The 25812-nt window shown below is 56.2% G+C and carries 22 protein-coding genes; 5 read left to right on the top strand and 17 right to left on the bottom strand.

The window, feature by feature from the left end; genetic code table 11:
* The first annotated feature begins 329 nt into the window (after positions 1 to 329).
* Positions 330 to 1238 (top strand): IdeS/Mac family cysteine endopeptidase, encoded by a 909-nt coding sequence (locus OQH67_RS11580; RefSeq protein ID WP_215719908.1) that lies wholly within the window; start codon positions 330 to 332, stop codon positions 1236 to 1238.
* Here the strand turns inward: OQH67_RS11580 and OQH67_RS11575 are convergent.
* The 13 genes from OQH67_RS11575 to tatC all read right to left on the bottom strand — a co-directional run bounded on the left by OQH67_RS11575 (position 1217) and on the right by tatC (position 16134).
* On the bottom strand, positions 1217 to 1570 hold the full coding sequence (locus OQH67_RS11575; protein WP_215433818.1) for a YkgJ family cysteine cluster protein: 354 nt from the start codon (positions 1568 to 1570) through the stop codon (positions 1217 to 1219). The two genes, OQH67_RS11580 and OQH67_RS11575, sit on opposite strands and share 22 nt — an antisense overlap.
* 9 nt (positions 1571 to 1579) lie before the next feature.
* Positions 1580 to 2413 carry a hypothetical protein gene (locus OQH67_RS11570; RefSeq protein WP_215458913.1) on the bottom strand — a complete coding sequence of 278 codons (834 nt, stop codon included), beginning with the start codon at positions 2411 to 2413 and terminating at the stop codon, positions 1580 to 1582.
* 875 nt (positions 2414 to 3288) lie between these two features.
* Positions 3289 to 3546, bottom strand: coding sequence for a hypothetical protein (locus tag OQH67_RS11565; RefSeq protein WP_215433820.1), 258 nt, complete (start codon positions 3544 to 3546; stop codon positions 3289 to 3291).
* Between the two features lie 6 nt (positions 3547 to 3552).
* Positions 3553 to 4152 carry a hypothetical protein gene (locus OQH67_RS11560; protein WP_257227042.1) on the bottom strand — a complete coding sequence of 200 codons (600 nt, stop codon included), beginning with the start codon at positions 4150 to 4152 and terminating at the stop codon, positions 3553 to 3555.
* Positions 4149 to 4712: a hypothetical protein gene (locus tag OQH67_RS11555; protein WP_215434033.1), complete on the bottom strand. Its 564-nt coding sequence runs from the start codon at positions 4710 to 4712 to the stop codon at positions 4149 to 4151. The genes OQH67_RS11560 and OQH67_RS11555 overlap by 4 nt, the downstream gene beginning before the upstream one ends.
* On the bottom strand, positions 4712 to 5680 hold the full coding sequence (locus tag OQH67_RS11550) for a hypothetical protein (protein WP_251828196.1): 969 nt from the start codon (positions 5678 to 5680) through the stop codon (positions 4712 to 4714). Before OQH67_RS11550 ends, OQH67_RS11555 begins: the two co-directional genes overlap by 1 nt.
* 3 nt (positions 5681 to 5683) lie before the next feature.
* Entirely contained in the window at positions 5684 to 6352 is a 669-nt protein-coding gene (locus OQH67_RS11545) for a PA14 domain-containing protein (RefSeq protein ID WP_251828197.1), read from the bottom strand.
* Positions 6353 to 6669: 317 nt separating this feature from the next.
* Entirely contained in the window at positions 6670 to 8775 is a 2106-nt protein-coding gene (locus tag OQH67_RS11540) for a sensor histidine kinase (protein WP_215433822.1), read from the bottom strand.
* Positions 8772 to 9461 carry a response regulator transcription factor gene (locus OQH67_RS11535; RefSeq protein WP_215433823.1) on the bottom strand — a complete coding sequence of 230 codons (690 nt, stop codon included), beginning with the start codon at positions 9459 to 9461 and terminating at the stop codon, positions 8772 to 8774. The genes OQH67_RS11540 and OQH67_RS11535 overlap by 4 nt, the downstream gene beginning before the upstream one ends.
* A 101-nt stretch (positions 9462 to 9562) precedes the next feature.
* Entirely contained in the window at positions 9563 to 11458 is a 1896-nt protein-coding gene (locus tag OQH67_RS11530) for a vWA domain-containing protein (protein ID WP_215433824.1), read from the bottom strand.
* Positions 11459 to 11496: 38 nt separating this feature from the next.
* The gene (locus OQH67_RS11525) at positions 11497 to 13785 is read right to left on the bottom strand and encodes a vWA domain-containing protein (RefSeq protein WP_215433826.1); all 2289 of its coding nucleotides are present in this window, start codon (positions 13783 to 13785) and stop codon (positions 11497 to 11499) included.
* A 340-nt stretch (positions 13786 to 14125) separates the two neighbouring features.
* Entirely contained in the window at positions 14126 to 14962 is an 837-nt protein-coding gene (locus OQH67_RS11520; RefSeq protein ID WP_215433827.1) for an undecaprenyl-diphosphate phosphatase, read from the bottom strand.
* Positions 14963 to 14985: 23 nt separating this feature from the next.
* Positions 14986 to 16134 (bottom strand): twin-arginine translocase subunit TatC, encoded by a 1149-nt coding sequence (gene tatC / locus OQH67_RS11515; protein ID WP_215433828.1) that lies wholly within the window; start codon positions 16132 to 16134, stop codon positions 14986 to 14988.
* Positions 16135 to 16308: 174 nt separating this feature from the next.
* Here tatC and gltX point away from each other — a divergent pair, with 174 nt between their 5' ends.
* Positions 16309 to 17610 (top strand): glutamate--tRNA ligase, encoded by a 1302-nt coding sequence (gene gltX, locus OQH67_RS11510; RefSeq protein WP_215433829.1) that lies wholly within the window; start codon positions 16309 to 16311, stop codon positions 17608 to 17610.
* A gap of 528 nt (positions 17611 to 18138) precedes the next feature.
* Here the strand turns inward: gltX and OQH67_RS11505 are convergent.
* Complete coding sequence (locus OQH67_RS11505; protein WP_215433830.1) at positions 18139 to 18477, bottom strand: RNA recognition motif domain-containing protein; 339 nt, start codon at positions 18475 to 18477, stop codon at positions 18139 to 18141.
* Between the two features lie 621 nt (positions 18478 to 19098).
* Between OQH67_RS11505 and OQH67_RS11500 the strand changes: the two genes are divergently transcribed.
* The 3 genes from OQH67_RS11500 to queC are packed head-to-tail and all read left to right on the top strand — an operon-like array spanning position 19099 to position 22674.
* The gene (locus OQH67_RS11500; RefSeq protein ID WP_215458914.1) at positions 19099 to 21549 is read left to right on the top strand and encodes a mechanosensitive ion channel family protein; all 2451 of its coding nucleotides are present in this window, start codon (positions 19099 to 19101) and stop codon (positions 21547 to 21549) included.
* Between the two features lie 33 nt (positions 21550 to 21582).
* Positions 21583 to 21990, top strand: coding sequence for a preQ(1) synthase (queF, locus tag OQH67_RS11495; protein ID WP_215433832.1), 408 nt, complete (start codon positions 21583 to 21585; stop codon positions 21988 to 21990).
* 15 nt (positions 21991 to 22005) lie between these two features.
* Positions 22006 to 22674: a 7-cyano-7-deazaguanine synthase QueC gene (queC, locus tag OQH67_RS11490; RefSeq protein WP_215433833.1), complete on the top strand. Its 669-nt coding sequence runs from the start codon at positions 22006 to 22008 to the stop codon at positions 22672 to 22674.
* 84 nt (positions 22675 to 22758) lie between these two features.
* Here the strand turns inward: queC and tmk are convergent, their stop codons facing one another.
* From tmk to OQH67_RS11475, 3 genes are all read right to left on the bottom strand, one after another.
* On the bottom strand, positions 22759 to 23379 hold the full coding sequence (gene tmk / locus OQH67_RS11485; RefSeq protein ID WP_215433839.1) for a dTMP kinase: 621 nt from the start codon (positions 23377 to 23379) through the stop codon (positions 22759 to 22761).
* Positions 23376 to 24746, bottom strand: coding sequence for an MBL fold metallo-hydrolase (locus OQH67_RS11480; protein WP_215433840.1), 1371 nt, complete (start codon positions 24744 to 24746; stop codon positions 23376 to 23378). The genes tmk and OQH67_RS11480 overlap by 4 nt, the downstream gene beginning before the upstream one ends.
* 205 nt (positions 24747 to 24951) lie before the next feature.
* Entirely contained in the window at positions 24952 to 25767 is an 816-nt protein-coding gene (locus OQH67_RS11475) for a hypothetical protein (RefSeq protein ID WP_215433841.1), read from the bottom strand.
* Positions 25768 to 25812 lie beyond the last annotated feature (45 nt).

Raw genomic sequence — 25812 nt, 5'->3', positions numbered from 1 at the left:
ATAAGCCATTTCTTTCCTCGGTCTGCTTCAGCATTTCACGTTCCTATGCCGCAGTAAATTTTCCCGGTTTTACTGATAAATGCAATTTACTGGGAGTAAAGGAGTTCTCTTCTCTCTTGCCTAAGTCTTGAACGGCACAGGCGAAAGAAAAATTCTCCGTGGCGCAGATTTGGAAATCATTCATCGGCGAAGACGGCAAGCTTCGTTTTCCAAGTGAAAAAGGCTCCTGACCCAACGCCAGGAATGAGCCTAAATGTTTTCCTCTCAAAATTGTAGTTTGACTCCGGATTCCAAATCCGCTAAGGATTACACAATATCTCCAACTTGACATGATCATGAAGCCTCTCTCCCTGATCGCGATTTGCACATTTGCCGCCTCTTGCGCAAACGCCGAACTTCTGGAAACCTGGACCTGGGGCGTTTCTCCGCAGAAAGGATGGTATGACGCCAATAAAACGCTTGCTCCGGGAGACGACAATCTTTGCTGGGCCGCCTCCGCCAGCAATATTCTCAACTGGTGGCAGGACAGGTACGTCATTCCATCCGGAACTCCCACCGGAGAAGCCGTATGGACAACCTTCAAGGATTCCTTCACGGATTTGGGCGGAAACGCCTCTTATGCGTTCCAATGGTGGCTTTCCGGGGATTATCCGCCTGCAGGAGTGGAAGGATGGTCCCAGCTCAAGGAAGGCGCTGCCGCGGGAGGATATTACCGGAGCATTTTTTCTGAAAACCAGGCGGTTTTCCTGACCAGCGCCTACAATGCCACTTCCTATTCCGCTTCCTCCCAGTATATTCTGGACCGTTTAAATGAGGGATACGGCCTGACGCTCAGCATTGGCGACACTCTAGGGAAAACGGCGCACGCCATCACCCTGTGGGGAGTGGAATATGACGACCAGACTTCCCTGCTGACGAAAATGTATCTGACGGATTCCGACGATCTCCAATACGGCTACCACTCCTCCAATGGTATGTTTGAAGTGGCCTGCTACACAGGCGAAAACGGCGGCCTATACTTCCAGACGACGGAAGACGGCTGGTACCAACGGGAGGACCGCGAATTTTTCATCAAGGGAGTGTACGGGCTTTCCACGGATGTAGGCAATGCGCTGGCGCTGATTCCGGAACCGGGCACCGCCACTTTGAGCCTGGCCGCCCTGCTCTGCCTGGCCTGGAAACGCCGCAGGCAGGCTTGTCGAGACCGTCTTTCCCCTTACCGGGGTCCCGCTGTTTGATTTACTTCCCGCGCACGGCACAACTCCCGCCAACCGGGAAAGTTCCATTTATTGGGGAAATCGCGGCACTGGCGCGGTTTGACGGGATTGATCCGGCAGCCGTTTTCCGTCAGCATCAGGCAGGCGCCGTCCGCCGCATCCTTGATGGACAAACCTTTGCGGTTGGCCCGCAGGCGGCAGCATTCATTGATGAATGCCTGTTCGTCCATCTCCAGGAAGAGGGCGATTTCACGTACTTCATCCTCCTCAATGCATACGTCGCCGGCCCAGCGGCAGCAGGCGCCGCACCGGGTGCATTCATACCATGCAGTTGGGCTGCCCTCCTCCGCCATGGCTTCTCCTTAAGTAAAAATTCCCCGTATGACGCCTATGTTCATATGGGCATCCCGCCAGCGGGGGTTGTTGACAGCATTTTCAAAGTCCTGGGGAAGCTTGCCGATGTTTCCCTGGGCCTGGGCCAGCCCCGCCAGTATCTGCCTCATTCTGGAACGGGCAATGAGCGTGGGCTGGTTGGTCCATTCGAAAACCTCGCTGTCAATGATATACCCCCCTTCGATCTTCCTGATGTACTGGGGAAAACGCAGATGAGGGTTCTGTTCCACATAAACGCAGCGGCCGATGGAACGCTTGGAACGGACGGGGTGGAAGAAACGGCGCATGCTTTTGATCCAGTCCGGGGCTTCGGACAGGCCTTCCGCATGCATCCACAGGGTGGCCAGTTGTTCCACAGGGTAAAAATAGGAGTACGTATAAGCCGCCTTGTAGCGGGTGCTTCCACGCCAGGCATGGCGTAGCCTCACCATGTCCGCCTGCCCGGAGACCAGCAGGCCCAGCGCCTGTTTCAGTTGCTTTTCCAGCGTTTCCCCGCGCAAATGTTCCCATACCATGCAGTCGTCCTCCGCCAGCAGCACGTAATCCGTGTCCAGTGTAGTGACAGCCGTAGCCAGGGCTCCGACGAATCCGCCCTCCATGCTGGAGGGCACGGCGGGAATACCGCAGACGCGGGCCGTATGCTCCACTTTGCCCCCCCCTTCCGGATAAACGACGCATGCGGCATCCAGATAGTCCAGCAATCCGGTCCGTTCATATGACGCCAGTGTCATGGCAAGCGTATAGGGCGCATTGTCGCACAAAAGGGCAAGGCCTATTTTTTTATCTTGAAAGAGAATACCCATCGCGTAGAACGTTTTTGCAGTTTAAGACAAAAGGAAGCCGCGTTCCAAGCAAAAATATTTTAAACAAATGTGCATTTCTTTCAGCGCTTTTCATGTAAAGGGAGACAAACCCTGAAAGAATTTAACATCATGAAAGCATATGACCTTCTGAAAAATTCCATGCTGGCGGCGGCCATAGGCTGCGCCCTGTCCAGCTGCTATGATCCTTACTACGACAATTTTAGCGTAGCGGGCTCCTACAGCAGCGGCGGTTCCAGCATTTCCTACATGTATGACAATTCCGGCTATCCCATTTACGGGTATTACGGCGGCAGGCCCATCTATGCCTATGACACGTTCGGCAGCCCCATTTATTCCATCAACCTGATCCGGCCCAATTACTACATTCCCACGTGGGGACCGGCACCCTATTACCGGGGCCATTACATCCGCCCCCACAATTGCCGCCCCATGGCAAGACCGCCCATGAAGCCACAGTACAGGCCCGACCATTTCCGTCCGAACCATCGGCCCGTCCCTCCTTCCCGTCCCCCCGTAGTAAATCCCGGCGGAAGCCATAATCGCCCGGGGATCAATCGTCCCGGAGACAACAGACCGGGGGTTCAGCCCGGCAGGCCCAACCATCGGCCGGAAATCAATAGGCCCGGCTCCCCTTCCCGTCCCCCGGCGGGAAATCCCGGCGGAAGCCATAATCGCCCAGGGATCAATCGTCCCGGAGACAACAGACCGGGAATTCAGCCTGGCAGACCGAGCAATCGGCCGGAAATCAACAGGCCCGGCGTCAGTTCCCACCGCCCCGGAGCCGTCAACCCGGGCAATAACCGTCCTGGAATAAACAGACCGGAAGTCAGCCGGCCAAGCCGCCCGTCTTCCCCTCAGATCAGGCCCAGCGGTTCAAGACCCGGCAATTCTGGCATGAGCAGGCCCAGCAGTCCTTCCCCTTCCAGACCGTCCTCTCCCCCTCCCTCCGCCAGTGCGCCTTCCAGACCTTCTTCACCTCCGTCCGCGGCGCCATCGCGCCCTTCTCCATCCGGCGGTAGGCCGTCACACGCTGTCCCGTCCAGAAGATAACGGCACCAACTGAATAAATACCATCCCCCGGTTCCGGCAATCAGGAACCGGGGATTTTTCAATCGTCATTAAGGTTTAGTGACCAACGTTGTCGTTCCCTTGTACACCCTTCGGACTCCCGGTTCTGCGCGTTCATCTACAAACTCCACTTCCAGCAAGTAGATTTCCCCCTTGGACAAACGCAGCGTTTCAGGGATAAAGTTCACCAGCAAGTAAACGTCCTTAATGGGTACTTCATGTTTTTCTCCGGCCTTCAAGGTAATAAAACGGATGTTCTGAAACATCTTGTTAACATGATAAGCGCCTATATACGAACCAACTAATTTTTTCTTTTTTCCTGTTTGCCAGCTCCAAAGTTCTATCTTGATACGCGGACCTAAGGTTGGCTCAGGATAAAAGTCATCATAAAGACGAACAGACTTTTTTCCCTTATTGGTAAAAACGAGTGTAAAATCCCTCAGCCTGTCTCTTACGTCAAAGAAAGTTTTTTCCATCTTGATGGTGCATTCCAAGCCGTTGTCCGCCTGATCACCCAAAGCGGCTCCGGCAAGCAACAGGCCAACCAGCAAATTGACGAAGAGACAAACCTTGTTCATAACTGTATGGAGAAATATTCCGCTTTCTTCTCCACTACCGGAATAAAAAACAAATGTTCTATCGTCGTTCACCGGGAGGGATATTGCCCTTCGCAGGGAGATTGATCTACCATGCTAAAATCCTGTTTTCCTACATATTCCCTCCAGAAACTCGGGTCTCCATATCCGTCGTAAAAATGTACTTCCAGCGTATAATCTTTCCCGTTGGCCATAGCCAAGACATATGTGGGAGGATATTGCAGCAGCAAGTGAACATCCTTGATAGGAACTTCATGCTTCTCTCCGGGCTTCAATATAATGAAATTCATGGGAGTTGCCAAGCCACGCTGAATCTTATAATTCGCATAATATACAGCTATCTTTTTCTTTTTTTCCCCCTCCTTCCTGTAAACTCTTATGATAATATTTGGTCCATCTTCTTTAACAGGATAAAAGTCGTCGAAAAGGCGAACGGTTTTTTCGCCCTTGTTGGTGAACACCAGCTTAAAGTCCGGGAAAGCCGCCCTCACATCAAACCGGTTTTTTTCCATCACCACGGAGCATTCAACCCCATTGTCGGCCATGTCCCCCCATGCAATAGCATGGAGGGACAGGTTCAATACAATTCCAAAAAATAGAAAGATTTTTTTCATCACAGCGCGAGTTTGGTCGTCGCCTGAAGAACTCCCAAGAGACAATCCTTCCCTTGCTGATTATAGTAGCTCGTTTCCAGTTCACAAGAACATTGTTTCCAGTCTTCGAGCTCAACTTCATCCAGGCATACCGGAATCGTGACGTTGTATTCCTGGCCGGGAGCAAGCTCCCGGTAGTTCAAGGGCCGCTGGAAAGTCATTTTCCCCAGTTCGGCATTCAGAATGCGGGCATCTCCCTGTTCCGTCCTCAATAATGTCAGGAAGAAATAATCAGCCGTTCCGTCATTGATTTCATCCAGAATCCGGACAGGCTGATTACCCTCGTTGCGGAAGCAGACCATAATCCTGCCTTCCCTGAACTTCGAAGTGTCCGCAATGGAGAGGGTCAAGGGTGTCGGTTGTTCCGCAACGGCCATGCTCCGGGATTTCTCCTTGTTGACCGGAGGCAGGAAACAGGGCGGCTCGATGGTTCCCGGCTCCGTGACCTGATCGGGTACCTTGCTCCATCCGTTGGCTTTCGCTTGGTTGATAATCTGGAGAGTCGCCTCATTCAGAACTTTTTGTCCGGCGCAGTAGGGACGAGTATTTTCTTTATCTGGTAACAATTCGACATATTTCTTAACAGCCGTCATGTAGGTGGCTGTCCAACTACGAACGAACTTCCTCATTTCATTCAAGGCATCATCCATTTTCGGGAATTTTTCACACGAAACATGTTGTAATTCGATTGAATCCTGTATTCTCAAATTGTCCCAGTAGAATTTGAAGGCGTCGTTAAGTTCTCGGAGATGGTGTTTTTCGTGAGCGAGGGAAGCTTGCATAGTGTGCCATCTTCCAACTCTTCCACGAGCTTGATAACCGTTCATTTCGTCGACTGCTTCGACAGCTTCATCTTCAGTAACGGGAGGGTTTTCAATGGCGTCTGTGTAAGTTCCCGTGAGTACAAGAATCGTGCTGCCTGCGGACACTTGTTAGACACGCGCGTTCCATCGATCAAGCACTTCATCCTTGCAAGCCGTTATGATGATTTGAGGCATGATGACTTTCGTTTTGCAAGCGCCAATACCTCTTTGGATAACAGGTTCAGGTTCTTCGAGCGTTACTTCAACTTTCTTGGACTCTTCACAAGTGATGGTGGCTTCCTTTTCAATCGTCCACAGCTTGATTTTGGGAGAAGGAGAAAATTCACGATTCATTGTCGAATCCCCTTCATACTTTCCATCAAGAATAGGCTCCTTGTCCATGGTGACGTTGAAGGCAATGGCGTTGTTGCTGGAGGGATCATAGTCGTTGTTGGAGTATTCCAAAGCCACCTTGTAATAACCAGCTTTCAAGTATCTCTCAGCCTTTTTAATATTTAGCTTGCCGTTGGGCTTTTCTCCGTTTTTCTCACAGATTTCTTTGCCGGCAATAGAAAGGATACCCGTGTCGTCGGCTTCCACACCGAAATAATACAGGGCATCCTCTTCGACCTTAATGAACATTTCCGGAGCATCAGGACAAGTGGCGTGCTCGCACTCCGAACCGTCAAAGTTGAAAGTCAGCGCCTCGACTCCGAGCTTCTGTGGGATAAGGGCTTGATAACCGTCGCAAATGACCTTCGGGCCAACAGCCTTGTTTAGAGGAATGTAATCATTCATTTTCTTAATAGTTTATTGTTAATGAACTAAACATTTAGTTCATTAGAGACTATGGAAAATTCCAGGGACAACAACAACAACACGCCTCATTCGTGATGAGAGGGTTTCAAAAAGCAATGAATGCTCCACTACATTCCGGAAGGGGAATTTCACAAAAATCAATTACCCCCGAGGGTCCTCCATGAAGGGCATTTTACAAGAATACACCTCATTCAAGCCTCTGGTTGAATGACCCTGTTTGCACCAAAACCGCCTTCCGCATCATCAATGAAGCAGATGCCCTGCCGGGTGTTCCATCTCTGAATGGAGATTGACAGTTAATCCCTGACAAGCGGCAGCTTGAGGGCAAAGCGGCTTCCGTTTCCGGAACTTTCTTCCAGCCACAGTTCTCCTCCCATGCCTCTGGCCAGTTCACGGGACAGGGCCAGGCCCAGCCCCACGCCAGGCTGTTTTCCGGCCGCTTCCTCCGCAGACCGGGAAAAGGGACGGAATAATTTCCTCCGCAGGGATTCGGAAATGCCTTTCCCCCCGTCCTCCACCCGGATCACCAGGAACCGTTTTTCCCGGGTCAGCTTCAGTTTCAGGATGCTTCCGTCAAACCGGGCGTATTTGGCGGCATTGTCCGCCAGATTGTACACGATCTGTTCCACGGCAGTCATGTCCGCCATGACGGATTCCGACTGGAGTTCCGGCGCTATGAAGAGCTGGGAATCCATGCCGGAAGCCGCCAGACGGGGAGAAATGCGGGCAATGACGGAAGTGGCCAGGGCCAGAACGGAGATTCTTTCCGGCCGGAGGGTTACGGAGTTTTTTTCCACGCGCGCATAGCTCAGCACATTGTCCACCAAATGCGTCAGTCTGGATGCCTCTTCCTTTAGAATGTCCACGTACGCCATTTCCCTGCCCTTGGGGACCAGGCCAGAGGAAAGCATTTCCGTGTACATGTTGAAGGTGGTCAGGGGAGTCCTCAGTTCATGCGTCACGGCGGAGACGAATACGGCCCTCCGTTCGCTCAAGCGGATGATGCCGACCATGAAGCCAATGACGCCGCACAGCGCCAGAATGCCGCAGAACCACGCCATGGCAATGGATTTCCAGACCGTGCGCAGGGAATTCCCAGCCATGTCGGGTAGGCCTCCAGGATTCAGCATGGCCGGTATGCCCGCGAGCGTCAAATAACTTTCCTCCCTCTCTCCGGCAGGCTCCAGAGTGGCTTCCGGCAGAATATCCGCTACGGATTTCAAAAGATAGCCGGACAGTTTGTCCCAATCCAGCCAGATACCCTGTACCCATACCTGCCCGTGGTCGGAGACGCGGCGCGTCAGGAAACATTCCGCACCCTGACTCCACTGGGGCTGGAGAGAGGAAATGGAGAGTTCCTTGTAGCTCCCCGGAGCCTTGAAGAGTTCCATATACATCTCTTCCTTTCCCTTTTCCTTCAGGCTTTCCGGAAAAATTTCTCCGGCATCATCCTGCACTGCTGAAAACGCTTCCCCGCCTGCTTCCTGTTCCCCGAATTCATCCCGCATGCCCCCCACTTTGCCGAAATGCAACAACCCATTCTCCGTAGAAAAGCTGCCCCCGATTGCGGAACCTTTAACTTCCTGCCTTTTTTTTGAAGCCAGGGGCAATCCTTCCGGCGTGGCCTTGTCCTGTGCCGTATCCGTACCGCCCCTGAATGGGGATTTTCCCTTTCCCCTGGCCAGCTCCCCGACTTTTTTCTCCACCGTGATGTTGTATTCCACCGCCTGACTGTTGGAGAGGTTTTTGCGCATGTTGTAGTCCTCAATGCCCTGCTGGAACGCCTTCTGGCTGTCCACGGCAAGTTCCTGCTGCCCGGCTTCCTGCTGAACGGGGGAGAAGGCTACCTGCTTCTGACTCCTTTCCCCGGACGCCTTCTGTTCCGCCTGCATTCTGTCGGGATAGACTGATCTGGAAACGACCACATGCTCCGTTTTTTCCTCTTTTTTCCGTGGAACAGGCGCCGGAACAGGCTGTTTTTTCACGGTCCCCAGCAACAGGCGCACCATGCTGGAACGGTTCAACTGGTTTACATGGACCACGCTTCCCGGCCCCGTCTGGGGAGAAGAGACATTCCCCGACGGGTCTATTTGAAAGTATAGCTTGGCAAATTCCGACAAATCCGGCACGGAAGCATCCTTCCTGCCGGAGTCTCTCGTTCCGTCGCTTTGAAGAAAATATTCTCCGGGAGACCTGTTGTTCTCCGCGGCAATCATGGCGGCCAGCAGGGAATCCATGCGCCACAGGGCCAGGCGGCTCTGCTCCACCAGGCGTATCTGGTGCGTCTCCGCCAGCCTCCTCTTTTCCGCATTCAGCATGGAATGGCTCAGCCACCCCATGACCCCCACCAGAATCAGCAGGCAGGACCAAAGCAGGAAATGAAAGGAAAAACGGCTGATCATGCGGTTTCCTCCCAGACGTATCCCTGCCCCCGCAAGGTGCGGATGACGGCGGCATTCCTTTTCCCCATTTTTTCCCGGAGCCGGGCGATGGTGGTGTCAATGCTGCGCGTTTCCACCAGGCGGGGGTCCATTTTCCATACCCTGGTCAGGATTTCCTCCCGCGTGATGATTCTGCCGGCATTGGCGGCCAGATGGCGGGCCAGGTCAAATTCCTTGGTCGTCAGCACAATCCGCTCCTCTCCCAGCACCAGGGAGCGGCTGGGAAAATCCAAGTATCCCTCCGGCAGCCCCACTCTGTCCAGCGTCCGGGGCCTTTCCGGGGACCGTCTCAGCACCGCCTCTATCCGGGCGAGCACTTCCAGCAGACTGAACGGCTTCACCACATAATCGTCCGCTCCCAGCTTCAGCCCGCGCACCTTGTCCGCTTCCGCCCCCTTGGCGGTCAGCATCAGAATGGGAACGGTCGCCCGGTCTTCCCGGATGAGCCTGAGCAGGTCAAAACCGCTTGCCCCGGGCAGAACCACATCCAGCAGCGCCAGGTCGTAATCCTCCGCGTGGATCACGTTCAGGGCATCATAGCCGTCCTTGACGGGCAGCACGTCGTAGCCGGACACCGTCAGAGCATCCGTAAGCCCGTTTCTGATGGCGTGATCGTCTTCTACGACCAGAATGCGGTAGCGGTTCATGGGAAAACAAGTATAGGAAATGAAGTACGGAATAAAAGTTTTTTCAGCCGGAGCATTCCTGCGGGGCCGCCGGAAGACCGGAGACCCCGCAGGCGCACTCATTACTGCTCTTTATTCATAGGGGAATTTTCATATGGCACGTTCTCCTCCACAAAGGAGAACTTCTTCCTGCCGGCCTGCCGGCGCACGGCCTGGATGATGGCGTTGTCCAGCGTATTCGCCTTGCCTCCGCCGGAAGCGCTCTGCTCCGCTTTCCATTTGTTCAACCACGTATCACGCTGCCTGCCCACATCGGCAATTTTCTTCTGCAGCCGTGCCCGTTCCTCCGCCTTCTCCTTCACGGCCGCTTCAACCTCCTTCGCGCTCTTTCCCTTCAACTCTTCCGGGAGAATTCCGGTGTTGCCCAATTCTTCCACAGCCCGGGAGCCCTGTTCTTCATAAAGGTCCACCAAGTCCCAGGAAGTGTTGCGGTAAGCCGCCTTGTTGGCTTTTGCCGCGATCCGCCCGGCGGCAGCGGCGGGGGAAGCGGCCTCCGTCAATTTGTCCTGCCGGGCCTGTCTTTCCAGTTTTTCCGCCCGTACCTCCTGGGAGCCATACGCCAGATAAGTCCCGTTCAGGGAAACGTTCAATGTGGCAAGTTCCGCGTCATAGGGGGTTTCCGGTTCGGGAGGAGCGGCGTTGTGGTCAATATTGAGGAAACTGCCGTCCCCCTTTCTGGCTCCGTCCTTCCAAAGCACGGAATCGCCGTCTCCCGCGCTTCCGCAGTAAATGGTGTTCACGGTGATGCCGCGTTCCAGTCCGCGGGCAATCACGGGGGCATAGGGTACATTGCCCTGGTTGAAGGGTTCGTTGCCCGCAATGAAGATCAGCTTCAGGGCATCGGGATTCTCCGTATTCCATTTCAATTCCTTCAGGGCCCGGTCCATCACGGCGCCGCAGTATTCTTCACTGCCTCCGGTCTTCAACTTGAACAGTTCATCGGACACCTTGTCCAGATCGTCCGTAAAGGGGAGCACCTGGCGAACCCACGCATCTTTGGAGGACAGCCTGCCGCTCCCGTACTCGTACAGGGCGATCTGGATGGCGGGCAGTTTGCCGTTCTGGCGCGCCAGCGTCATGTCGTTGACAACCTTCCACAGATACGTGCGGGCCTGATTGATCAGTCCCTGCATGCTGCCGGAAGTGTCCAGAAGAAGGGCTATCTGAATCACGGCGCGGTCATCCTTTTCCGCGGCGGCCTGGCCAGGGGCCTTTCCATCGTTTTTCGGCTGCGGGGCTGGCCCGACCTTTTTTTCCGGGTCCGCAACGGCGGAATGGGATTCTTTGCCAGTCGTTTCTTCATCTCCGTTTTTTTGAGAAATGGTTACCGTAATTTCTCCCACCTTTTCAGGGTCTGCCGCCGTGGTGATGGAATAGGACGCCTTCCCCGCTCCATCATGGACGGGAGCGTCTTCGGAAGCTACCACGGCACTGGTTTCCTTGCTGTGCGTTTCTCCATCATCCGTTTTCGGGGAGATGGTTACCGTGAATTCTCCTGCCTTTTCAGAGTCTGCCGTCGTAATGATGGAATAGGACGTCTTCTCGGCTCCATCATGGCCGGGAGCCTTGCTGGTGGCAAGTAAAGCCGGAGGAATTGACTGCCGGTCCGGACCGGAGGGAACCTGGCTTATGGTGAGAACAATGTCCCCTGCTTCCGGGCTGTCCGGACGGGACTTTGAAATGGCAATGCCCGGAATTTCCCGAGGTTCACGGCGGAGTTTCCGATCTTCCGTACGTACTATTGCGGCATATATTTTCCGTTTTTCGGCGTCGCTCCTCTCTGTTCCCGCTCCGATGAAGGAAATCGACCTGAGGGCGGGAGCAGGAGGTGACCCGGTTCCGGCCTCCTGTTCCGGAGGAGAAACGTTTTCCGGCTGTTCAGTCTTTGATTCAGCAGAGGCGCAAAGCGCTCCGGAGCCCAGCAAAGCCAGCGAGTATTTGACAGCATGGTTCATCATGATTGGTGTGTTTGTTGTTAGATGTATAGTTGAAAGGATTACGGAAACGAGTTCTGCATCAGCACGGTTTCCCCGTCCAGGCGGATCATGACGGAGCCGTCCAGGGCCAGAAGCCCCTGGCGGTTCGTGTTGATCAGCTTGTCCGCCACGGCGGCGTATTCCGGCGTACCCACTTGCACGGTGCGGACGGGGCTTTCCTTGTCCGGAGTGCGCAGGACCGTATTTTCCATCCATACTCCGTTCTGATTGAAATAACCGTTCTGGGCGATCTGGGCCGTTCCTTCAAAGGAAACGGAACGCCCGTGCTTGTCCATCTGGCGGTTGAATTTGTTGACGGACAATTCCCTCTTTTTTTCCACGGCATTTCTCTGCAGGGCGATGGAACCCAGCCCTTCGCGCGATTCCTGCATCACCCGTCCATAATCCCGGAACCTGGAGGACGAGGGGGAGACAGATTCTCCCCGCCACGGAGCGGAACCGCCGTCGTCCGCAAAGAAGGAGGCCGCCGAACTCAGTATTCCGAAATCCCGGGAAAGCTGCATGATTTCCTCAACCAGTTCCCGGGTCCGGGGATCATTTCCCAGCACTCCCGTATGGGCGGGGTCCGCTCCCATGTCCATCAGGGCGGTTTCCAGGCTGCCTATTTTGCGCGCCGCCCAAATTCTGGCCGTAAAGTCATCTTTCACACTGGAAATCCGTTCCGGCTCCACCACTACGGAAAACGACTGTTCCCTGTTGCTCCGGTCCAGACAGGTCCCTTTCAGCAGAAAAGGAGACGTGCCCACATACCTGCCGGCCAAAACGGCAGGCGCTCCGGAATAGATATCCGGCAGCCGTCCGGAAGGAATGGCATCCTGCACCCTTCCCGGCTGTTCCCTGCCGTCCAGGGAGCAGACGGAATAGCGCACGTTCCGGAACACCGGGCCGTACAACTGGCGGAATACCTGCGCCAGCTTGAGTTCCAGGTTTTCTCCGGAAAGAACATAGGAGGGCAACCCGCCGGAAATTTCCGCCATGCGCCTCAGAAGGGGGGCGTTTACGTCCTCCCCCACTCCGATGGTGAAAATGCGCCGTCCTTCCCTGTTGCCCTCTCCGGCCAGGGAGGCAATGGATTTCTCGGAGGTCCGGCCGATGGTCGGCAGGCCGTCCGTCAGGAACAGCACGACCGGCAGCATTCCTTCGCGGGAAGGCTGGGCCAGCGCCGTTGCCAGCGCTTCATGAATGTTCGTGCCGCCGTGCGCCACCACGGCATCCAGCCACACGTGCGCCGCTTTCTCCGTAGCGGCGTTCCTTTCCACGGGAGCCGCCTCAAACAGATTCACGCCTTCGTTATAAGTGATGACATTGAAGCGTTCCCCGGGATTCAAGCCGGAAATGATCTGTTTGGCCGCCTCCTTCATGCTGGCGAGTTTTTCCCCGCGCATGCTGCCGGACCTGTCCAGCACCAGGGTGAGCTCCCGGCGGATTTGCTTTTCATTCCCCGGGCTATCCTTTCCGAGCATGGCCAGAAAATAGCCGTTCCTGCCGTTTTCCGCATCCGGAGCCGCATAGACGCTGATGTCGGGGCCGTAAAAGGCCTCCCCCTTTTTGGCGGCGGATTCCATCCATGACAGGCGAAAAGGCCCCGGACTCATCTTCTCCTCCGCCAGGGTGAGCACGAGGGTTTCATCCTTCAGCCGATGGCGTTCCATCGGATGGGAGGGCGTGAATACATTGCCGATGCCTGCAGTTCCGGGGGAGATTTCCACCCGCATGGTCCATGCCGCATGGCCGGAAAGCGCTTCCGTCCGGGGGAGCACGTAATCCAGGCGTCCGTCCACCGGAGTCAGCAACTGTTCGTACACCACGCCCAGCTTCACGGAAGACCTGGCGGGAACGGGGAATACGCTGGAGCGAATGGCGCCGAATCCGGCGAATTCCAGCAGGGCCGGATCCAGCCTGCGCGCCACAATGCGGTCATACAGGCGGCGCGCTTCGTCGGCGGGCATCAGGGAGGCCTGCCAGGACGCCTTTCCGTCTCCGTAATAAAACCCTTTGACCACGACTCCTTCCGGAACGGGAAGAACCAGTTCCGCCTCCGTGGGAACGTTTCCGCCATTATGCACGCTCAGTTCCAGGGTAGTCTGTGCGCTGCGTCCGTTGACGCGGACAAGGGCGTTCACCTTTTCCAGAGTGACGGGCTGGCGCACGGTCCTGTTGACGGGCGGGATCACCCGCCGCTGCGGCAGGACGATGCTCCGGGCGTCCATGTCTCCGTCAGGTGTCTGGGAATGTCCCAGCCCGGCCAATCCCGCCATTACGGCAATCATGCACGGCATCAGTTTCATGCCCTCATGATGCCATAAGAAAAGATGCCGTGTGTTACAATCAGGTTACATTTGCGGAAAGATACATCATTCTCCGGAATTTCCGTTGGGAAATGCCTTCCACACGTGGATGACGTTCAGCATCCCTGCTTGCAATCAACTGCGCAATTTCAGTCATGCGAACGTCTTATGAAGTACTCGCAAAGGCGCCATTCACCTGATATGAGCCGAAATGAAAAGGATTTCAGCGACAGGAATCCTCCGCGAAGCTTTTGCCGGGAATGGAGGCTTCCGGCTTTGCACGGCTTCTCCTCTGTGGAAGGTGGTATTTTCTCCCAATCCCGGAAGAGAAACCAAAGACTCAATGCACCAGTCCTCTGGACAGCAGCGCCAGAGTCACGATACCTATGGCGATGCGGTACCAGCCAAACACCGCAAAGCTGTGCTTCTGGAGGTAGGAGACCATCCATTTCACGGCCAGCCAGGCGGAGAGCCAGCTCACGACCGTTCCGACGGCCAGGGCCTCCCAGCCGAAGGCTTCCAGCATCAGGGCGCCGTCCTTGTACGCATCATGCACCGTGGCCGCCCCCAGTGTGATCAGCCCCAGCAGGAAGCTGAATTCTACGGCGGCTTCCACGCTCAGCCCCACGAACATGCCGCCCAGCATGGTCATCAGGCTCCGGCTGGTGCCGGGAACCATCGCCACGCACTGGAGCACGCCCACGGTCAGGGCCTTGCCCGGCGTCAGGGTTTCAATGGAATCCCCCTTGCTGCCTTCATTGCTCTTTCCCTGTCTGGCGCGCCAGGCGCAGTAGGCCAGAATCACGCCGCCGCCTACAATCCACGAGTACGCCACCGTGTACGTGTTGAACAGGTATTCCTTGATCAGAGAGGCGCAGCACAGCCCCACCACGGCGGCCGGCAGAAAGGCGAGAATCAAATTGACCAGAAGCTTGAATCCGGCGGGATTCGTGCCGCGGACACCTTCCACCATCGTCTTCACGCGCGGGTAGTACAGGCTCAGCACCGCCAGAATGGCGCCCCCCTGAATACAAACGGCCAGGGCATCCAGGGCTTCCTTGCTCTGGGACATGTTCAGCAGGGATTCCGTCAGGAGCAGGTGCCCGGTGGAACTGACCGGCAGATATTCGGTCAGGCCTTCCACGATGCCCAGAATGATGATTTCCAGAAGATTCATGGTAATGATGGTTGGATGTATGGTTAGGAGTTGTAGGGAGAATTGTCGTTGTTGAAGTCTTCTTCAAAGCGTTCCACTTCTTCGCGGGCGCGGGCGGCTTCCTTGCGCTCATGCAGCCACGCCAGGATGATGCAGATTTCATATAGGGCGTACATGGGAACCGCCATCAGCATCATGGTGGCTATGTCCGGCGTGGGCGTGATGATCGCGGCCAGAATGGCTATCGCCACAATGGCGTAGCGGCGCGTGGCCTTCATCATATCATAGGTCAGCACGCCCAGCTTTACGAAAGGCATCACCACCACGGGCAGTTCAAACGCCAGGCCGAACATTAAAATCATTTGCGTGGCGAAGGACAGGTAGTAGCCGATGCGCCATTCGTTGGAAATGCCGAATTCCAGGGAATACGTGTAGAAGAACGTGAGCACCCTGGGAAGCACCACAAAGTAGCAGAACAGCGTGCCGGCCAGGAATAGCCCGAACCCGATCGCCATGCACTTGTACAGAAGCTTGCGTTCATGCTCCAGGAGGCCGGGAATGATGAACTGGAGCAGGAAGTACAGCAGCAGGGGGAAGGAGATTACCACGCCCGCATACAGGGAAAGCTTGATGGTCAGCATGAACGCCTCGCCCGGCTGGAAGGCGCTCATCATTTTCAGGGCACCCCGCCCTGTTCCGTCGGTCAGGACGGCGTCCTTGGCGTGCAGGGCTTCCGCCAGTTCCCGCACGGCGGGAGCCGGGCTGGCTTCCCTGATAAAAATTTCCTTCCTGTCGTCCGGCAGGGCCTGCGCTCCCCGGAGAACCAGGGCGGCTTCCGTCAATTCCGCCAGCCGGGGGGAAACCTCCCGGAACAGGATCCGGCGCTGGTCGGCGTCCAGCCCCACGGCAGCGGTGGCCGTTTCCTTGGCCTTTCCCCAGGAGTCCAGATCTATTCCGGCGGGCAGGTGGGATTCCTCGAACATGTCCCATACCTGGTTGACGGGGCGGCGCAGAATGTCCATCAGATTGGAGGCGAACCCGGCACACAAAAGCATGCTGACCACCAGGCAGAACACCATCCTCAGCAGCATGGTGCGCAAATCGTCCAGGTGCTCCAGAAAAGGCTTTTCTTCATCATCCCGCTGGATTTGCCATTTTTCCCGCAGCCGGAATATGTGCTTTAAAAAGAACACGGCGTTTAATGAAACCTAAAAGGCCGTGCCGCGCAAGCCGCAAGGGCGACACCGCCCTAAAAAAAATCCGGAAAACATCCCCCTTTCCGTTCCGACCGTCCACGTACCTTTTTTGGCATGCAAACCTTGTATCTGCTTGACGCGGGGAGGCAGGCTCTTACTCTCTAACGCATCATGAGTCACGTCAGAACAAGATTCGCGCCTTCTCCCACGGGTTATCTTCACATCGGCGGTGCGCGCACCGCCCTGTTCAACTGGCTGTTCGCCCGCAAGATGGGGGGCACCTTCATTCTCCGCATTGAGGATACGGACACGGCTCGCAACACGGAGGAAGCCACCCGCGCGATCTTCACCGGCATGGAATGGCTGGGCCTGGACTGGGACGAAGGCCCCATGAAAGGCGGCGACTGCGGCCCCTATTTCCAGAGCCAGCGCAACGACATTTACGACGCCTATTTCAAAAAGCTCCAGGACGCCGGGCGCGTCTATGAGGACGACGGCGCATGGCGCTTCCGCTTTGACCGCTCCAAGCCCGTTACGTTCCACGACATGATCTGCGGCGACATCACCATCGACTACCGGGACGCCTCCAACACGCCGGACATGGCCATCCGCCGCGCGGACGGCTCCTACATCTTCCACTTCGTCAACGTGGTGGACGACATTGAAATGAAGATGACACACGTCATCCGCGGGGAAGACCATATCATGAACACGCCCAAGCATATCCAGTTGTTTGAGGCGTTCGGCGTCACGCCGCCCGTGTTCGCGCACATGCCGCTGATCCTGAACCAGGACGGCTCCAAAATGTCCAAGCGCGACGTGGGGGCGGCCCTGGGCACCTATCCGGAGGAAGGCTTCCTGCCGGAAGGCGTCATGAACTTCCTGGCCCTGCTGGGCTGGTCCCCGAAAGACGACACGGAAATCTTTTCCCCGCAAGAGCTGGTCGAACGCTTCTCCCTGGAAGCCGTCAACCACTCCGCCGCCAAGTTTGACATCACCAAATGCCGCTGGGTCAATCAGCAGCACATCATCGCCCTGCCGCCGGAAGAATTTGCCGCCAAGGCGCGCCCGTTCTGCCTGCAGGCCGGCCTGCCGGATTCCGGCATTCTGAATGAGGCCATCGCCACCGTGCAGACGAAAGTTCAGACGCTGGCGGAAGTTCCGGATAAAATCCGCTTCTTCTTCCATCTCTCCATGGATCCGGAAGCGCTCGCCAAAGTCCAGCCGGAAGCTGTGGAACTGCTCTCCAAACTGGCGGACAGGCTGGAACGGGAACCGGTATGGGACGGTCATGAACTTATCGGCGTACTGAAAGCCTTTGCCAAGGAAAACGGAGTCAAGATGGGGGCCGTCATGTTCCCCGCCCGCGTGGCCCTCACCGGTCTGAGCGGCGGCCCGGACCTGTCCGCCGTCTTCTCTCTGCTGGGAAAAGAGGAATCCTTAAAGAGAATCCGGGCCTTTTCCCTGAACTGAACCGGGGCAATACAACCTTCCAGCCTTCTTGGCCAGAATGCCGTTTCTTTGAGGAGAAACGGCATTCCGCCTTTGAATTGTTCCAGCGCTCGGAAAGGCGGGAGCAGGAAGGAAGGATTTGTCCGGCCCCTTTCCCATGTGCGGGGCTCCCGCGCGGTATTGTAAGCAGAAATCTTCATGATTTCGCAAGATGTCTCTCCAGGCGCGTACGGGAGACTCCCGCTTTTTTCCTTTCTGGTGGCGGCAGGAAGAAGCACGGCGCGGTTTTGTTCATCTCCGCCAAGCTTCCGTTTCCCTATTTTTCACGTCGCTTCCGCCCCATTTCAGCTCCGTTTAATCCCATTTGCGGCGTAAGAGCGCCGCAGGGTCAGGAGGCCCAGGCGCCCCCTGCTCTTTTTCTTTCACCCATCTCCCCGTCCGCCATCCTCCTGTGGAACCGCCCTGACTGAATAAAATAATAAGAGCCAGGTTCTTGCGTACCTGGCTCTTATGAAAGGAAGAGACCAACGCTCTTCTCTTGCTATTTAATTAATAACGGCGGTTGCGGCCATAGCCGTTGTCACCACGCCTGCCGCCGCTGTTATTGCTGCGGTAATTTCCTCCGCCTCCGCCCCTGTTTTCCTGGGGCTTGGCTTCATTGACAACCAGAGCCCGTCCCTGAAATTCCGTGCCATTCACGGCTTCAATTGCGGAGCCCATCGAATCGGTGGAATCCATGGTTACAAATGCAAAGCCTCTGGGTCTTCCAGAGTCGCGATCTGTTGGCATGAATAGCTCAGTCACTTCACCATAAGAACCAAACAGATCTCTCAAGTCTTGTTCAGTGGCATCAAAGGACAAATTTCCTACATATAATTTTGTGTTCATATTACGGGATTGACGGCCGACCTGAATTCTCTTAAATGCGCTCCCGAAAATCCGGGATCTGAATCATCAAAATTTCGAATAAAACAAATACTACCGTCCAGAGAAGGTTATTCTATAAATGAAAAAAAGCCAAGGATATTTTGCGTTAAACTAAACATTATACTGACAGGCGTCCACAACAATTTTCCGGAAGGCCCTCGCCGGTCCCCTGTGGAGGAGGAGTAAAACAGAGAAAACATGTTCCAACATGCTCTCTTCCCTTCCCTGTTCCGTCCCAGGAGCCAGCCTGTGAATTCCTGCCGCGCCAAGGAACGGAGAGCACCTTCGCCACTTTTTCCGGAAAAAACCCCGGAGCCTTGATTTTCCCTTTGTTTTTCCACACCGCCACTCCGGAAAATGCCCGCGGGATTGACGAACATTAACTCCCTCCGTTCCGTAAATCGTCGCTGTCCTGCACACACGCCAGCGCCTTTCATGCAAGTAATGCGGATCAGGAACCGGAGGATGGACGCCATACCCGCCCCAAAAAGGAGGGCTCCGCACCGCGGCCAAATGGGAAAGGCGGGAATATAACCCTTGACCGTGAAGCCCGCACCCCCTAGAAATGACACATTCATGAGCATGCCTGATTACCGGACATTTTTCCGCCGTTCCGCTTCTTTCCTGCTGGCCGGCTTTCTGACCGCGGCCCAGGCGCTCGCACAGCAGCCGGAAAACGCGGCTCCCATCCAGGACGCGGTCCAGTCCCAGGAAGCCGCGGCGGAACCGACAACGGAGTCCGCTACGGAAATGGACACTGTCATCCTGGCGCTGTGCCATGAAATCTCCATTCTGCAAAAGAACGTGGAGAAAAGAATAGCCATCCGCGAAAGCCTGGTGACGGAGGCGGATGAAACCTACAGTTTTTTTGACACCAGGGTGTATGAAATGTCCGCCGTGCTCTATGCGCTGGATGACCAGAAGATTTTCACCATGGCCTTTTACTGCAAGGCCGCAACGAGGCTGGTGAAGCTCTACTATGAACGCAGGCCCGATTTCCAGGGGCACGAAGCACGGGTGGGGGAAGAAATGGCCCGCATTCAAAAACTGATTCAATCCCTGGAGGAAGTCAACACGGACGGCCTGTCGGAAACCTCCATGGTCCAGCGGGACGAAGCCCTGACCACCTGCCATTCCCTGCTGGAAAAGCTGGAGAAGGAAAAGGAGCAGCTAGCCTGCCTCAAGGAACTGTTCAACAATCTGGGCAACAAGGTCAACGCCCTGAACGCTGAGAGCAACAAACTGTTCAATACGTTGTTCAGCAAGGTATTCTATACGCCCTCACATATTGCCAGATACATTTTCCTGAATCCCGGCATGATCTACCGGGCATGCATGTCCGCGTGGGAATCTTCCGCGGACAGCAAGCTCCAGCTCCCTTCCGACCGCGGGACCCTCCAGCATTATGGAATGGTCCTGCTGGGCATGCTCCTGTGTGCCTACTTACTCTCCCGCGCCATTGTATGCTGGGGCTTCAAAAAAATGCTGGAAAAATCGGGGAACTACGACAAGCGCCACGCATTCACCAACGTCACCACCATCCTCCTGATAGCCGTGCTGCTCATCATTTCAGAAATGCAGAGCACGGACTACCTGCTGAAAAGCGCGGCTTCCCTGGGGGCCGAATTCCTTCTGCTGACCAGCGCCATCCTTTTTTCCCTGGTCACACGCCTGAAATACGGCACCATCAACGCGGGAATACGCATCTACATGCCCTATCTCCTGCTGGGCGGCTTCTTCATGCTGCTGCGCATGTTCATGGCCCCCAACATCGTGGTGAACGTCTCCATGCCCGTCCTGTTTACCCTGGTTTCCCTTTTCTCCCTGCTGACCTGGGTGCGGCAGCGGCACAGGCTGCCCCGGCTGGACCGCTTTTTCGCCACCATTTCCCTGGTACTCACCATCCTGGGCAGCATCCTGTGCTGGGCGGGTTTCAGCTTCATGGCCTTCCTGGTGCTGATGACCTGGATCATGCTGATGACCAGCATCCTTCTTCTGGTGGGCCTGTGGGACCTGCTGCACCATTATGAAAAACGCCGGAAGGAGCGGAACAAAAAGGAAATCGTCTGGTTCCGCCCTTTCATCTCCAAGCTCGTCCTGCCCTGCCTGGCCATCTTCCTCATCCTGTTCAGCCTGATCTGGCCCGCCGCCACCTTCGACATGGGGGACCTCATCATCAGCAAGATTTACGCCACTACGGAAATCAAGGACCTCATCACCTTCAGCTGGGGCCACGTCATTCTGGTCATCCTGATCGCCATCGTGCTCAACTACCTCATCTTCCTGGGAAAAAACACGCTCCGGGAAATCTACGGAGAAAACTATGAAGTAGGCACCATCCCCACCTTTGTCACGCTCTCCACCCTGTTCCTGTGGGGGCTGTTCGTCTTCACGTCCCTGGTCATCATGAATGCCAACTACAACGGCATCCTGATGGTCATGGGCGGCTTGAGCATGGGGATAGGCTTCGCCCTGAAAGACACCATTGAAAACATCATCAGCGGCCTCTCCCTGATGCTGGGGCGCCTGCGGCAGGGGGACATGATTGAATGCGACGGCTACCGGGGGCGCGTTTCCTCCCTGGGGTACCGTTCCACGATGATCGAAACGCTGGACGGCTCCATCATCGCCTTCCAGAATTCCCAGCTCTTCAACAAAAACTTCCGGAACATGACCCGCAACCACAAATTCGAATGCGTGAAGGTGGAGGTGGGCATTTCCTACGGTACGGACGTAGAAAAGGCGCGCGGCATCGTTTTGGAAGCACTCTCCTCTCTGCCCTTTCTTTCCAAGATCAAGAAAACCAGCGTGGTTCTGGACAGCTTCGGAGACAGCTCCGTGAATCTCGGCGTATGGGTGTGGATTCCCGTCATGACGAAAGCCTCCAGCCTTTCCACGGTGCGCGAACGCATCTATCATGCGTTCAACGAGTACGGCATCTCTATCCCCTTCCCCCAGCAGGACCTGTACGTGAAAGAGTTCCCCGGCAGGCAGCCTGAGGAAAAACCAAAAGCTTCTCCACGGGAAGAATGAACTTCCCGTCCTTCACCATCATATCAACCAACCATGTCTGACAATCTGACCCTTCTCGGCTCCCAAAGCTCCTTCTTCACCAGTCCGGACGACGCCAAGCTGGAATCCTTCCCCAACCGCGGCACCCGCCCCTACACCATCACGCTGGACACGCACGAATTTTCCTCCCTCTGCCCCGTCACCGGCCAGCCGGATTCCTGCCACCTGACGATCACCTACGTGCCGGACGGACACTGTGTGGAAACCAAGTCCCTCAAGTACTACCTGGCTTCCTACCGCAACTATCCCGCCTTCAACGAACAAATCGTCAACCGCATCACGGACGACCTCGTGGCGGCCATCTCCCCCCGCTGGCTGAAGGTGGAGGGCAGGTTCTCCCCCCGCGGCGGCATCCAGCTCACCGCCATGGCCGAGCACAATCCTGAAAACCGCCCCCTTTAACCCTTGAAGACCGCCATGGAAAGAATGGAAACCGCCGTTCTGCTCAGCGGAGGCCTGGACTCCAGCGTGGCCCTGCACTGGGCGCACAAAAACCACCACGTGAAGCTGGCCCTCAGCTTTGACTATGCCTCCAACCACGCCGAACGGGAGCTGGAATGCGCCGCGTGGCAGGCGGCCAGTCTCGGCGTAGAACACCGCATTGTCGACATCACCCCTATTGCCGCCCATTTGAAATCCGCTCTTCTTTCCGGCGCGGACGATATTCCGGACGGAACATACGACGCAGAACTGATGAAGCAGACCGTCGTCCCTTTCCGCAACGGCATTTTCCTGTCCATGGCGGCGGGGATTGCGGAAAGCCACGGCGCGCAGCAGCTCGTCATTGCCGCCCATTCCGGGGACCACAGCATCTACCCGGACTGCCGGGAGGAATTCATGGCGGCCATGACGGAAGCCATCCGGCTGGGGACCTACGCCGGGCTGGGCATCCTGCGCCCCTTCATCCACTCCTCCAAGGGAGGCATCGCCCGGATGGGCCAGGAACTGGGCGTGGACTTCTCCCGCACCTATTCCTGCTACAAGGGGGGCCGCATCCACTGCGGAACCTGCTCCACCTGCCTGGAACGCCGGGAAGCCTTCCGCGAAGCCGGAATCCCCGATCCGACGGTTTACGCGGATCAATAAGCCCGGTCATCAAAAATCAAGGGCAGAGAGGCCAGAGGAAAATATCCGGATTCCGGCTGTGATGCCTGGTCCGGCCCTCAATCCTTATTCCACCGTATTTTCCGGCAAAAACTCCCGCAAGGCCTCCCGGACTCTTCGCGCCACTTCCTCCTGTCCGGCGTCCGCATCCACGCGGAGCATCCAGGGTTCATGAACGGAGGCAAAAACGCTGCGGCAGGCGGTCAGTCCGGCTTCCGTTTCAAACGCGTCGCGTTCCCCGCGGCTGCCGATGCGCTCCAGGGCTGCGGAAACGGGAATATCCAGCCAGACCACGGCATCCGGCACGGGCGCGAATTCTTCATTGGCGGCGCGGATGGAGGCAGGGTCCACCCCGCGGGCGCCCTGGTAGGCCATCATGGAAAGGTAATAGCGGTCCAGCAGCACCCACGCGCCGCGGGCCAATGCCGGGGCAATCAGCGTTTCCACGTGTTCGCGCCTGTCCTTCAGGAACAGGTCCACCTCCTCCCGCACGGACAGGCGGCCCGTCACGGCGGAATCCCGGAGCATTCGGCCCCATGGGCCGCGCGTGGGTTCAAAACTCTGCACGACTTCCACGCCCCTGTCTTCCAGATACTTTCTCAAATGGCCGATGTGGGTGGACTTCCCCGTCCCGTCAATGCCTTCAAAGACGATCAGCCTGCCTTTTCTCTGTCCGGTGAAGCTCATGAGTCGAACGTATAGCGTTTTCCCGGAACGGGGGCGATGATCTCGGCATCCGGCATGCGGAAAGCCAGCGTGTCGTGCATCCATTCCACGGCGTCCGGATCCCCGTGCACCAGAATCACCTGTTTAGGCTTCAGCTTCACGGCGTAATCCACCAGGGAATCGCGGGTGGCGTGGCCGGAAAAATCAAAGCAGTCAATCGTGCATTTGCGGCGCACCGGCTGCCCGTTGGGCCTCATCTTGACCAGTTCGCCGTGCGGTGTCGTCTTCAGCTGGCCCGCAGGGGAATCGGGGTCCGCATACCCTACGAAAAGAATGGCGTTTTTCTCATGGGGAAGCACCTGCTCCGCCATCACGTTGGAGAGCGTCTTCTCCGTCATCATGCCGCTGGAAACCACGTAAATGTTACCGGGAGTGCAGACCAGCGGAGCTTTCCCCTTGCGCGGAAGCGGCACGGTCTGAATCTCCTCCTTGAGCTTGAAATCGTGGTCGTGCCGCCGGGTCAGCCCGGAAAAACGGTCATATAATAAAGACACTTTCGCACTCAGGCCGCCGAAGTACACGGGCGTATTGGCCGGGATCACGCCCTGCTGCTTGAAACGGTGGATGTTGAATAGCATTTCCTGGCTCTTGCCGATGGCGAATACGGGGATCAGAACCGCGCCCCCGCGTTCCAGCGTATCCGCAATGGCCTGTCCGAACCGCACCATTTCCTCGGGCCGGGAATAATGGGCGCTGCGCTGGAAGCCGCCGCGCGTGCATTCCATAATCAGCGTATCTACGCCGGATTCTGGGAAATCCGCTCCCGGAATCATGCTCTGGTTCTCAAACTGCACGTCTCCGGTATAAAACACCGTATGGCCGGACTCGCTCTCCAGCATTACCCCGGCGGACCCCAGAATGTGCCCGGCATCGTAAAAGGTGGCCAGCAGATTCTGGCGGAAGCCCACGCGGAACACCTCATTGCAGGACTTGGCGTTCCAGGAGTCGGACAGCCGGTCCAGGTCCGCATGGGTGAAGAAGGGATATTCCACGATGCCCAGGTCCAGTCTCTTGGCGCTCATCACGTTCACGGAATTATGCAGCATCACTTCAGACAGGGCGGCGGCGGCGGGCGTCATGAATACTTCCGCCGCGGGCTGCTTCTCCTGCAGCACGGGCAAGGTGCCCAGATGGTCCAGATGGGAATGGCTCAGGAAAACGGCTTCCACGGAATTGGGTTCCAGAACGTCAAACTGCGGCATGGCCGCCAGCCCCTCCCTCTTGGGGTGCATCCCGCTGTCAAGCACTACCCGGGTGCCGTCCATTTCAAGCAGATAACAATTGGCCCCGATCTCTTCGGCCCCGCTGATATTCGTAAAACTGATCATTATTATGCGGCAGGAGAGTAACGACTCCCCCCGCCCGTGTCAATGCCGCCCTGCCGCCCAGGGTGCACAGAGCCGCCGGAGACGCTTTTTAACCGGAAAATTGGAAAAGCAAAGGGAACTCTTTCCCGTTTTCGGGGAGCCGGAAACGGCCTCGCCGGGCACGTCTCCGGAAAACGCTTCTTCCCGATACCCGGTTTCCCTTGTCTCAATCTCTCAGCCGGACGACAATATCCCGCAATACGTCGGCGGAAAATGAAACGGGAATTCCCCAGAAACGTACTTCACGCTTTCCCGTAACGATATCCACCATCGTCTCCACGTCCATCCCGAACCTGTCCTGCCATCTGCGGAGCGCCTCCTTCATTTGACTTTCCAGGGCTTCGTGTTGTTCCACCAGTTCCTGGTGCCGTTGAATATATTCAAAGTAAACGTCCATCCCCACGCTTGACTCCACCAGTACCCACTGGGCCAGTTCCCCGCAGCAGGAAACCAGTTCCCCATTCAGGGCCGCGAATTTTTTCATGTCCGTCATCCGGTCAAGAATGCCGATGTAACGCTTGATTCCATCCATGATTTCACGGCTGTAATACTCCAGAACAAGGTCGTTCAAACGCGCGACACATTCGGACGTATCTTCTTTGACCGCATAAGCCCTTTTTCCGGATACCATCCACTTCCCGGGTTCGACTTCCGCTCCCTTCGGGACGGAAACGGGAATTATCCCCGCACACTTTTTACCTTCCGCAGGAGAAAAATCCGGATGCTCTTCCCCCAATCCGGCCATGACGGCCTTGTCCAGCTGATGATTGTTCAGCTTCCCCATGCGGACCATCCAGACTCCCTTTTCAAGAGCGCATTCTCCTTGAAACACGGCGGGAACTTTCCCGTCCAGCTCCTTTTTTTCCGGAAACCCGGCCTTTTGCTGCACCTCGCCGCCGTCATGCCCTGCGTCATGAGCCGGGCATACGGGAAAGAGGGAAAGCACGCACAACGTAATCAGGGTAAACAGGGCATGTCTCATGCATTCATTACAGCACACGGGTAGTCCGGCATCAAGATAATTGCT

This window comes from Akkermansia biwaensis (assembly GCF_026072915.1).
GTDB classification, from domain to species: Bacteria; Verrucomicrobiota; Verrucomicrobiia; order Verrucomicrobiales; family Akkermansiaceae; genus Akkermansia; species Akkermansia biwaensis.
Note: the sequence above shows the minus strand (reverse complement) of the source record. Positions and strands in the feature narration are given on the sequence as shown.

Bases quoted from the DNA above. Each gene is read 5' to 3' on its own strand.
- OQH67_RS11505 (WP_215433830.1), bottom strand. From the start codon at position 18,477: ATGAACACAAAATTATATGTAGGAAATTTGTCCTTTGATGCCACTGAA.
- OQH67_RS11475 (WP_215433841.1), bottom strand. From the start codon at position 25,767: ATGAGACATGCCCTGTTTACCCTGATTACGTTGTGCGTGCTTTCCCTC.
- OQH67_RS11525 (WP_215433826.1), bottom strand. From the start codon at position 13,785: ATGAAACTGATGCCGTGCATGATTGCCGTAATGGCGGGATTGGCCGGG.
- OQH67_RS11570 (WP_215458913.1), bottom strand. From the start codon at position 2,413: ATGGGTATTCTCTTTCAAGATAAAAAAATAGGCCTTGCCCTTTTGTGC.
- tmk (WP_215433839.1), bottom strand. From the start codon at position 23,379: ATGAGCTTCACCGGACAGAGAAAAGGCAGGCTGATCGTCTTTGAAGGC.
- OQH67_RS11580 (WP_215719908.1), top strand. From the start codon at position 330: ATGATCATGAAGCCTCTCTCCCTGATCGCGATTTGCACATTTGCCGCC.
- OQH67_RS11480 (WP_215433840.1), bottom strand. From the start codon at position 24,746: ATGATCAGTTTTACGAATATCAGCGGGGCCGAAGAGATCGGGGCCAAT.
- OQH67_RS11500 (WP_215458914.1), top strand. From the start codon at position 19,099: ATGCCTGATTACCGGACATTTTTCCGCCGTTCCGCTTCTTTCCTGCTG.
- OQH67_RS11530 (WP_215433824.1), bottom strand. From the start codon at position 11,458: ATGATGAACCATGCTGTCAAATACTCGCTGGCTTTGCTGGGCTCCGGA.
- OQH67_RS11535 (WP_215433823.1), bottom strand. From the start codon at position 9,461: ATGAACCGCTACCGCATTCTGGTCGTAGAAGACGATCACGCCATCAGA.
- queF (WP_215433832.1), top strand. From the start codon at position 21,583: ATGTCTGACAATCTGACCCTTCTCGGCTCCCAAAGCTCCTTCTTCACC.
- OQH67_RS11545 (WP_251828197.1), bottom strand. From the start codon at position 6,352: ATGAATGATTACATTCCTCTAAACAAGGCTGTTGGCCCGAAGGTCATT.
- OQH67_RS11540 (WP_215433822.1), bottom strand. From the start codon at position 8,775: ATGATCAGCCGTTTTTCCTTTCATTTCCTGCTTTGGTCCTGCCTGCTG.
- gltX (WP_215433829.1), top strand. From the start codon at position 16,309: ATGAGTCACGTCAGAACAAGATTCGCGCCTTCTCCCACGGGTTATCTT.
- queC (WP_215433833.1), top strand. From the start codon at position 22,006: ATGGAAAGAATGGAAACCGCCGTTCTGCTCAGCGGAGGCCTGGACTCC.
- OQH67_RS11555 (WP_215434033.1), bottom strand. From the start codon at position 4,712: ATGAAAAAAATCTTTCTATTTTTTGGAATTGTATTGAACCTGTCCCTC.
- OQH67_RS11520 (WP_215433827.1), bottom strand. From the start codon at position 14,962: ATGAATCTTCTGGAAATCATCATTCTGGGCATCGTGGAAGGCCTGACC.
- OQH67_RS11575 (WP_215433818.1), bottom strand. From the start codon at position 1,570: ATGGCGGAGGAGGGCAGCCCAACTGCATGGTATGAATGCACCCGGTGC.